Annotated in this window: 9 protein-coding genes; all 9 read left to right on the forward strand. The window is 42.2% G+C overall.

Annotated elements, in window-relative coordinates:
* A partial coding sequence (locus tag AC1DRF_RS10825) for a solute carrier family 23 protein (protein ID WP_477740722.1) occupies positions 1-373 on the forward strand: 373 nt, incomplete at its 5' end.
* 148 nt (positions 374-521) lie between these two features.
* Positions 522-1,460, forward strand: coding sequence for an aspartate carbamoyltransferase catalytic subunit (locus AC1DRF_RS10830; RefSeq protein WP_013058938.1), 939 nt, complete (start codon positions 522-524; stop codon positions 1,458-1,460).
* Positions 1,423-2,712 carry a dihydroorotase gene (locus AC1DRF_RS10835; RefSeq protein ID WP_043976431.1) on the forward strand — a complete coding sequence of 430 codons (1,290 nt, stop codon included), beginning with the start codon at positions 1,423-1,425 and terminating at the stop codon, positions 2,710-2,712. The genes AC1DRF_RS10830 and AC1DRF_RS10835 overlap by 38 nt, the downstream gene beginning before the upstream one ends.
* The gene (locus AC1DRF_RS10840; RefSeq protein WP_043976434.1) at positions 2,697-3,782 is read left to right on the forward strand and encodes a carbamoyl phosphate synthase small subunit; all 1,086 of its coding nucleotides are present in this window, start codon (positions 2,697-2,699) and stop codon (positions 3,780-3,782) included. Before AC1DRF_RS10835 ends, AC1DRF_RS10840 begins: the two co-directional genes overlap by 16 nt.
* Positions 3,782-6,994 carry a carbamoyl-phosphate synthase large subunit gene (gene carB, locus AC1DRF_RS10845; protein WP_477740723.1) on the forward strand — a complete coding sequence of 1,071 codons (3,213 nt, stop codon included), beginning with the start codon at positions 3,782-3,784 and terminating at the stop codon, positions 6,992-6,994. The genes AC1DRF_RS10840 and carB overlap by 1 nt, the downstream gene beginning before the upstream one ends.
* A complete protein-coding gene (locus AC1DRF_RS10850) occupies positions 6,991-7,764 on the forward strand; it encodes a dihydroorotate dehydrogenase electron transfer subunit (RefSeq protein ID WP_427075232.1) in 774 nt (257 codons plus the stop codon). The genes carB and AC1DRF_RS10850 overlap by 4 nt, the downstream gene beginning before the upstream one ends.
* Entirely contained in the window at positions 7,761-8,702 is a 942-nt protein-coding gene (locus AC1DRF_RS10855; RefSeq protein WP_477740724.1) for a dihydroorotate dehydrogenase, read from the forward strand. Before AC1DRF_RS10850 ends, AC1DRF_RS10855 begins: the two co-directional genes overlap by 4 nt.
* Positions 8,674-9,396 carry an orotidine-5'-phosphate decarboxylase gene (gene pyrF, locus AC1DRF_RS10860; RefSeq protein ID WP_013058932.1) on the forward strand — a complete coding sequence of 241 codons (723 nt, stop codon included), beginning with the start codon at positions 8,674-8,676 and terminating at the stop codon, positions 9,394-9,396. The genes AC1DRF_RS10855 and pyrF overlap by 29 nt, the downstream gene beginning before the upstream one ends.
* Positions 9,393-9,948: orotate phosphoribosyltransferase (pyrE, locus tag AC1DRF_RS10865; RefSeq protein WP_477740725.1), on the forward strand; the 556-nt coding region annotated here is incomplete at its 3' end. The genes pyrF and pyrE, both read left to right, overlap by 4 nt.

Raw genomic sequence — 9,948 nt, forward strand, 5'->3', positions numbered from 1 at the left:
TGTGATAGCAGGAGCAGCAGTCTTCGCGATTTTGTTCGGGTTTGTCGGCAAAATCAACGCTCTCATTTCAAGTATACCAACGCCGGTCATGGGCGGGATTTCAATTCTCTTATTCGGAATCATTGCTTCATCAGGCTTGCGCATGATGGTGGATGCAAAGGTAGACCTTGGATCAAAACGAAACTTAATGATTGCTTCGATTATCTTAGTGTTAGGAATCGGAGGAGCACACTTAGATATCTCAGAACATGTAAAGGTTGATAGCATGGCACTGTCTGCTATCATGGGAGTTCTGCTGAATCTAGTTCTGCCGAAAGAGAAGATAAAAGAAGCAGAAAACGTTCAAGAAACGTCAGCACGAAAAATTTCATAGAACGCCTTTTAATTGAAATCCAGAGAGGTTTCTAAGGGTGTGTGAAAAGCGCGTTATAGACGAAGCTTGTTTTCTTACACCCTTTCTAAGTTAGAAAGGGTGTTTTTTATAAAGAAATGCGAGGAAAGCAAAAATGGAGGGAATCGATATGAAACATTTAGTGACAGTCTCAACACTAGAAACAAATGAAATTCTAGAGATTTTAGACAGCGCTGAAAACTATCGAACGAATAAACAAGGATGGAAACCGGAAGAGAAAATGTTTGTTGCCAACTTATTTTTTGAAGCGAGCACGCGTACTCGATGCAGCTTTGAAATGGCAGAACAGCAGCTAGGATTAACAACAATTCCGTTTGAAGTAACAACTTCAAGCGTCCAAAAAGGAGAAACGCTTTATGACACGATTGAAACATTAGCTTCAATCGGCGTTCAATCAGTTGTTATTCGCCACCCGCAAGATCGTTATTATGAAGCACTGCAGGAAAAAGTATCGATTCCCATCATTAATGCAGGAGACGGATGCGGTCAGCATCCAACTCAGTGTCTGCTTGATCTACTGACGATTCGCCAAGAGTTCGGCTCGTTTAAAGGATTAAAAGTCGCAATAGTCGGAGATTTGCGACATAGCCGCGTAGCGAGATCGAATGCTGAAATGCTGACAAAACTAGGGGCGACCGTATATTTTGCGGGACCTGAAGAATGGAAAGATGAAGAGAACAGACACGGTACATATCTTGATATCGATGAAGCAATCGAAACGGTCGATGTTGTGATGCTGCTGCGTATTCAATTTGAAAGGCATGAAGAGAACACTTCAGAGCTTGCACAAAACTACCACAGTCGCTTCGGATTAACCGTTGAACGAGAGCGGAAAATGAAATCACATAGCATTATCCTTCATCCAGCTCCTGTAAACAGAGGAGTGGAAATTGCAGATGAGCTCGTTGAATGTGAACGATCAAGAATTTTTAAACAAATGCAAAATGGCGTGTACATTCGCATGGCAGTATTAGCAAGAGCGCTACAACCAATTGAAAGGGGACTTAATAATGACAACAATTATCAAAAATGCTACATGGTTAAATGAAGGAAAAATTGAACAAGTCGAACTGAAAATTGAAAATGGTGTAATTGCTGAAATAGCTTCACACATCGACGTGGAGAATGAAGAAGTCATTGATGCAGGCGGGAACTTCTTATCACCGGGTTTAATCGATGTCCACGTTCACTTGCGCGAGCCAGGGGGAGAAAAGAAAGAAACGATTGAAACGGGTACTCTAGCAGCGGCAAAGGGCGGTTTTACAGCAATTGCTGCAATGCCAAACACGCGTCCGGTTCCGGATACGGTTGAACAAATGGAGTGGGTAAACAAGCGTATTGAAGAAACAGCACATGTTCGCGTATTGCCATACGCATCGATTACCACTCGCCAATTAGGAAAAGAACTAACGGACTTTGAAGGCTTAAAAGAAGCGGGCGCATTTGCTTTTACAGATGATGGAGTAGGCGTTCAGTCAACAGGAATGATGCTAGAAGCGATGAAGAAAGCCGCTTCATTAAATAAAGCAATCGTTGCACACTGTGAAGATAATGATTTAATCAACAAAGGCTGCGTCCACGACGGAAAATTTGCAAAAGAACATGGACTAAACGGTATTCCTTCTATCTGTGAAGCCGTTCAAATTGCACGAGATGTACTGCTTGCTGAAGCAGCAAACTGTCACTACCATGTGTGTCACGTAAGTACAAAAGAATCCATTCGCGCCATTCGGGATGCAAAAAAAGCAGGCATTCGCGTAACCGCAGAAGTAACGCCTCATCATTTACTGCTAAATGAGGAAGACATCCCTGGGCTTGATTCAAACTTTAAAATGAATCCGCCGCTTCGAGGAAAAGATGATCAACAGGCATTAATTGAAGCTTTATTAGACGGAACGCTTGATTTTATCGCCACTGATCATGCACCGCACACAGCGGACGAAAAAGCAGAAGGCATGGAGCTTGCGCCGTTTGGGATTGTGGGACTTGAAACAGCTTTCCCGCTTCTTTATACAAACTTAGTATTAAAAGAAGTAATGACGCTAGAGCAGCTAGTATCATATTTAACAAACAAGCCTGCTGACACGTTCAACCTTCCCTATGGCACCATCGAAGTAGGGAAAACAGCAGATTTAACTATCATTGATCTTGAAACGGAAAAAGCAATTAATCCAGAAGAATTTGTATCAAAAGGTAAAAATACGCCGTTTGCTAACTGGGTATGCAAAGGTTGGCCGGTAATGACATTAGTAGAAGGTAAACGAGTATGGGAGGATGTTAAAGCATGCAACGTCAACTAATTTTAGAAGATGGAACAGTATTTATCGGAAAAGGATTCGGCAGCGACAAAGAAATGACAGGAGAAGTTGTTTTCAACACGGGAATGACAGGATATCAAGAAATCCTATCTGATCCATCATACTGTGCACAAATTGTGACATTAACATATCCTTTAATCGGAAACTACGGTATTAACCGCGATGACTTTGAGTCGATTGAACCAGCTGTACACGGTTTGATTGTAAAAGAAATTTGTGATGCTCCTTCAAACTTCAGAAGCGAACTATCAGTAGATGAATTTTTAAAACAAAAAGATATTCCAGGATTAGCTGGAATCGACACGAGAAAATTAACGAGAAAAATTCGTCAGCACGGTGCGCTTCGCGGACGCGTGTGTAACATGGAAGTCAATGTAGAAGAAGTGGTAGCACAGCTTCAAAATCATGAACTTCCGACTGATTCAGTTAAAAAAGTATCAACAGTGAAGCCTTATCCAAGCCCAGGCAGAGGTAAAAAAGTGGTACTCGTTGACTTTGGAATGAAACACGGAATTTTACGTGAATTAACAGCTCGTCAATGCGACGTGATTGTGGTTCCTTATAACGTAACTGCGCAAGAAATTCTTCAATTAAATCCAGATGGCATCATGTTGAGCAACGGACCTGGAGACCCAAAAGACGTACCTGAAGCAATCGAGATGATTCAAGGGGTTTTAGGAAAGGTTCCTCTTTTCGGAATTTGTTTAGGACATCAGCTGTTTGCGCTAGCATGCGGAGCAGATACAGAAAAAATGAAATTTGGTCATCGTGGATCCAACCATCCTGTAAAGGATCTAAAAACCAATAAAGTAGCTCTTACATCTCAAAACCACGGCTATACAGTATGTGAGCCATCTCTTGTCAACACGCCATTAGAAGTGACGCACGTTGCGCTTAACGATGGAACAGTTGAAGGAGTAAAGCATAAAGAATATCCGGCATTTACGGTTCAATATCACCCTGAAGCATCACCGGGACCTGAAGATGCAAACGGATTGTTCAACGAATTTATGAATCTTATGAAAAACAATCAGAAAGTAGGTAATTGCTAATGCCAAAACGTCAAGATATTAACACAATTCTCGTAATCGGATCAGGACCAATCGTCATCGGACAGGCGGCAGAGTTTGACTATGCAGGAGCGCAAGCGTGTATTGCGCTAAAAGAAGAAGGATACAAAGTTATTCTTGTGAATTCCAATCCTGCAACAATCATGACAGACTCAGAAATGGCAGATAAAGTATATATTGAACCTCTAACGGTTGAATTTGTAAGCTCAATTATTCGTAAAGAACGCCCTGATGCACTGCTTCCAACGCTTGGCGGTCAAACGGGATTGAACTTAGCGGTAGAATTACACGAAACGGGTATTTTAGAAGAATTTAATGTAGAAATTCTCGGGACAAAATTATCGGCGATTGAACAAGCTGAAGACCGTGAGCAGTTCCGTTCACTAATGAATGAACTAAATCAGCCTGTCCCAGCAAGTGAAATCATTCATTCGCTAGACGAAGCGTATGCGTTTGTTGAACAAGTAAACTATCCGGTAATCGTGCGTCCTGCTTATACGCTTGGCGGTACGGGAGGCGGAATTTGTAACAACGAGCAAGAGTTGATTGAAATTGTAACAAGTGGATTAAAACACAGTCCTGTAACACAGTGCTTACTTGAGAAAAGCATTGCAGGCTTTAAAGAAATTGAATATGAAGTAATGCGCGATGCAAACGATAATGCGATTGTAGTATGTAATATGGAAAACTTTGATCCGGTCGGTATTCATACGGGAGATTCAATTGTTGTAGCACCAAGCCAAACGCTAAGCGACCGTGAGTATCAGCTGCTTAGAAATGCGTCACTAACAATTATCCGAGCGCTTAAAATCGAAGGCGGATGTAACGTTCAGCTAGCACTAGATCCAGAAAGCTTCCAGTATTACGTAATTGAAGTAAACCCTCGCGTAAGCCGCTCATCGGCTTTAGCATCAAAAGCAACAGGGTATCCAATTGCAAAATTAGCAGCAAAAATTGCGGTAGGCTTAACATTAGATGAAATGATGAACCCGGTAACTGGGAAGACATACGCATGTTTCGAACCGGCACTAGATTACATCGTATCTAAAATTCCACGCTGGCCGTTTGATAAATTTGAATCAGCTAATCGTAAACTAGGTACACAGATGAAAGCAACAGGTGAAGTAATGGCAATTGGCCGCACGTTCGAAGAGTCAATTTTAAAAGCCGTACGCTCACTAGAGTCAAACGTTCATCACTTAGAGCTGAAAGATGCGCATGAATTTGATGATGCAATTATTGAAAAACGTATTCGCAAAGCTGGTGATGAGCGATTATTCTACATCGCAGAAGCGATTCGCCGTGGCGTAACGATTCAGCAAATTCACGAGTGGAGCAAAATCGATCTCTTCTTCTTAGTAAAACTTGAAAAAGTGATTGCTTTTGAAAATGTGTTAAAAGAAGAGATTCATAACGTAGAAGTTTTACAGGAAGCAAAAGAAATGGGATTTGCAGACTGCACGATTGCTAAGCTATGGAATCAAACAGAGCGTGAAGTATATGACTTCCGCAAACAAAATGGCGTGATGCCAGTGTACAAAACGGTAGATACATGTGCAGCTGAATTTGAATCTACAACACCATATTTCTACGGCACGTTTGAAGATGAAAACGAATCGATTGTTACAGATCGTAAAAGCGTTGTAGTGTTAGGGTCAGGACCAATCCGCATCGGGCAAGGAATTGAGTTTGACTATGCAACAGTTCACTCCGTGTGGGCGATTAAAGAAGCTGGATACGAGGCGATTATTGTCAATAACAATCCAGAAACAGTATCAACTGACTTCAGTATTTCAGATAAATTATACTTCGAGCCGCTGACGATTGAAGATGTGATGCATATCATCGATTTAGAAAAACCAGAAGGTGTGGTTGTACAGTTCGGTGGTCAAACAGCAATCAACTTAGCAGACGAGCTAGAAGCAAGAGGGGTCAAGATTTTAGGAACGTCGCTTGAAAGCTTAGACGCAGCGGAAGATCGTAAAAAATTCGAAGCGACGCTAGCACGTTTAGAAGTACCTCAGCCGCTTGGAAAGACGGTTACATCCGTAGAAGAAGCAGTGGTTGTGGCAAAAGAAATTGGTTATCCGGTGCTTGTACGACCTTCATATGTACTAGGCGGACGCGCAATGGAAATTGTATATAAAGAAGAAGAACTGCTTCACTATATGAAACACGCGGTAAAAGTACACGCTGATCACCCTGTGTTAATCGACCGCTACTTAACTGGAAAAGAAATTGAAGTCGATGCCATTTCAGACGGTGAAACAGTGGTTATTCCAGGGATTATGGAACATGTAGAGCGCGCCGGTGTACACTCAGGTGACTCCATTGCTGTATATCCACCGCAAACTCTGTCACAGGATGTAAAAGATACAATCATTGATTACACAACACGTATTGCAAAAGGCTTAAACATTATTGGACTGCTCAACATTCAGTTCGTCTTATCAAAAGGAGAAGTGTTTGTTCTTGAAGTAAATCCTCGTTCAAGCCGTACGGTGCCGTTCTTAAGTAAAATTACGCGTATTCCGATGGCGAATGTCGCAACAAAAGTTATTTTAGGAACAAGTTTGCGAGAGCTTGGTTATGAATCAGGCATGCACCCTGAAGAAAAAGGTGTCTACGTAAAAGTGCCGGTCTTCTCATTTGCAAAGCTGCGTCKCGTAGATATTACGCTTGGACCTGAAATGAAATCTACTGGAGAAGTAATGGGGCAAGATTCAACGTACGAAAAAGCATTATATAAAGGACTAATTGCGTCAGGTATGTCCATTAAGCCGTACGGTTCAGTACTTATGACAGTAGCGGATAAAGACAAAGAAGAGGCAACAGCGCTTGCGAAGCGTTTTGCTAACATCGGCTACCAGGTGATTGCAACGGAAGGAACAGCTTCAACGTTTACAAAAGAAGACATTCGCGTAAAAGTAGTAAATAAAATTCATCATGAAGATCACAATCTTTTAGATGTGATACGAAAAGGTGAAGCGCAGCTTGTCATCAACACGCTAACAAAAGGAAAACAGCCTGCGCGTGACGGATTTAAAATTCGCCGTGAAGCAGTTGAAAATGGTGTACCTTGCTTAACATCACTTGATACAGCAGAAGCGATTTTACGAGTGCTTGAAACGATCAGCTTCCATACAACACCAATGAAAAAAGTTCGTCCAACTAAAGAGGTGACAACCGTATGATCAAACATGAAATGATGCAAGTCGTCAGTCAGCGACCGTTAACACACAATGTATATGAATTAACCCTTCAAGGCGAGCTTGTTCGTTTCATGAATGAGCCGGGGCAGTTTGTGCATATCCGCGTCAACAACGACTATTTGCCGCTGCTTCGCAGACCAATTAGTATTGCAGAAATTGACCAAACGCACGAACAATTTACGATGATTTACCGTTCAGAAGGGGCGGGAACATCGCTGCTTGCCGAAAAACAAGCCGGACAGTCGATCGACGTGTTAGGTCCGCTTGGCCACGGTTTTCCATTGGAAGCGATAGATTCAGGTCAAACGGCTTTATTAGTAGGGGGAGGCATTGGAGTGCCTCCGCTCTATGAGCTTTCAAAAAGACTTCGTGAAAAAGGCGTGCAGGTTATTCACGTCTTAGGCTTTCAATCAAAAGCAGACGTATTTTACGAGCGAGAGTTTTTAGCTTTAGGAGAAACATATATTGCAACGGTAGACGGCTCTTACGGAACAAAAGGTTTTGTAACAACAGTGATTGACGAGCAGCAGTTTTCATATGACGTTATGTTTTCATGCGGTCCAACTCCGATGTTAAAAGCACTAGAAAATAATTATACAAACAAGCCGCTTTACATTTCTTTAGAAGAAAGAATGGGTTGTGGAATCGGTGCTTGTTTTGCATGTGTATGCAGAGAAAGTGAAGATTCTACGGCGTATAAAAAAATCTGCAGCGACGGTCCCGTCTTTCAAGCAGGGGAGGTGCTTCTATGAGTATGCTAAAAACGACATTGCCAGGATTAGATTTGAAAAATCCAATTATGCCCGCATCCGGCTGTTTTGGATTTGGGCGTGAGTATGCTCAATTTTATTCACTTGATGCAATTGGAGCCATTATGATTAAAGCGACTACTGCGGACACTCGTTTTGGCAATCCAACTCCTCGCGTAGCGGAAACATCTGCAGGAATGTTAAATGCGATTGGATTACAAAATCCTGGGTTAGAAAAAGTAATGAACGAAGAGCTCGTTTGGCTTCAGCAATATGATGTGCCGATTATCGCGAACGTAGCCGGTGCTTCAATTGAAGAATATGTGCACGTGGCAAAAGAAATTTCAACCGTATCAAATGTAAAAGCACTTGAATTGAATATTTCATGTCCTAACGTAAAAGAAGGCGGAATTGCGTTTGGCGTAGATCCTGTCATTGCTGCTCGTTTAACGAAAGCAGTAAAAGATGTTTCAAATGTTCCAGTTTATGTTAAACTATCACCAAACGTATCCAATATTGTAGACATGGCAATGGCTGTTGAAGAAGCCGGTGCGGATGGCTTAACGATGATCAATACGCTTCTCGGGATGCGTCTGGATTTGAAAACAGCTCAGCCGGTTTTAGCGAACGGCACAGGCGGACTGTCAGGCCCATCTGTTAAACCGGTAGCGATTCGAATGGTATATGAAGTGAGTCAAAAAGTGAACATTCCAATTATCGGTATGGGCGGAGTGACAACTGCTGAAGATGCACTCGAGTTCCTATATGCAGGTGCAAGTGCAGTGGCGGTTGGTACAGCAAACTTTGTTGACCCGTATGTATGTCCAACCATCATTGACGAACTGCCAAGGCTATTAACATCATTAGGATACGAGCATGTTTCAGAATGTATTGGAAGGAGCTGGAAAAAGCGTGAAGCAACCGTTAATCATTGCTCTTGATTTTTCATCAATTAACGATGTACAGCAGTTTTTAATGCCTTTTCAACAAGAGTCATTGTTTGTGAAAGTAGGCATGGAACTGTTTTATAAAGAAGGGTTATCCATTATTTCTGCATTAAAAGAGCAAAACCACCAAATCTTTTTAGACTTAAAGCTTCATGATATTCCCAATACAGTAAAGCAAGGGATGAAGTCTTTAGCTTCTCTTGAAGTGGATTTGGTTAACGTTCACGCAGCGGGCGGAATGAACATGATGCAAGCAGCCGTTGAAGGACTTGACTTAGGAACCGCTGCCGGCAAAAAGCGCCCGGATTGTATTGCGGTTACTCAGCTAACGAGTACATCTGATGAAATGCTAAAAGAGCAACAGCTCATTACACATTCGATGCAAGAAGTGGTTACGCATTATGCAGCGCTTGCTAAAAAAAGCGGACTTGACGGCGTTGTATGTTCTACTCATGAAGTCCCTTCGATTCGAAAAGCAGCGGGAGAGGACTTTTTGACCGTAACGCCGGGTATTCGTATGGGCACAGATTCAGTAGATGACCAAGTCCGTGTGGCAACACCTCAGCTAGCGAGAGAATATGGCTCAAGTGCCATTGTCGTTGGACGTTCTATTACTAAAGCAAAAGACCCGCTTAAAGCATATTATGAGATGTTACAGCAGTGGAAAGGGGAGCGTATTACGCGATGACAAAACTACGAAAAGAAATTGCAAAACAATTAATTGATATTGAGGCAGTAAGCCTTCAACCAAACGAGCCGTTTACGTGGGCCTCTGGAATTAAGTCACCTATTTATTGTGACAACCGTCTAACGCTTAGCTACCCGAAAGTGCGAAAAGAAATTGCAAAAGGTCTGCAGCATTTAATTAAAACGTATTTTGCCAATGCAGAAGTGATTGCCGGTACCGCTACAGCTGGTATCCCTCATGCAGCATGGGTAAGTGAAGCGCTAGAGCTTCCAATGTGCTATGTGCGAAGCAAAGCAAAAGAACATGGCCAAGGAAATCAAATCGAAGGAAAAGTAACAAAAGGTCAAAAAGTAGTTGTGATTGAAGATTTGATTTCAACTGGAGGAAGTGTGTTTACCGCAGTCGATGCATTAAAAGCGCAGGGGTGTGAAGTGCTTGGAGTTGTGTCTATCTTTACATATGAGCTGGAAAAAGCGCGTCAGCTGTATTACGCGATGACAAAACTACGAAAAGAAATTGCAAAACAATTAATTGATATTGAGGCAGTAAGCC

The organism is Priestia sp. P5_B4 (assembly GCF_056400385.1).

What these genes read in the sequence shown, in the direction of transcription:
- AC1DRF_RS10830 (WP_013058938.1), top strand. Translation starts at nt 522, where the DNA reads ATGAAACATTTAGTGACAGTCTCAACACTAGAAACAAATGAAATTCTA.
- AC1DRF_RS10835 (WP_043976431.1), top strand. Translation starts at nt 1,423, where the DNA reads ATGACAACAATTATCAAAAATGCTACATGGTTAAATGAAGGAAAAATT.
- AC1DRF_RS10840 (WP_043976434.1), top strand. Translation starts at nt 2,697, where the DNA reads ATGCAACGTCAACTAATTTTAGAAGATGGAACAGTATTTATCGGAAAA.
- AC1DRF_RS10850 (WP_427075232.1), top strand. Translation starts at nt 6,991, where the DNA reads ATGATCAAACATGAAATGATGCAAGTCGTCAGTCAGCGACCGTTAACA.
- AC1DRF_RS10855 (WP_477740724.1), top strand. Translation starts at nt 7,761, where the DNA reads ATGAGTATGCTAAAAACGACATTGCCAGGATTAGATTTGAAAAATCCA.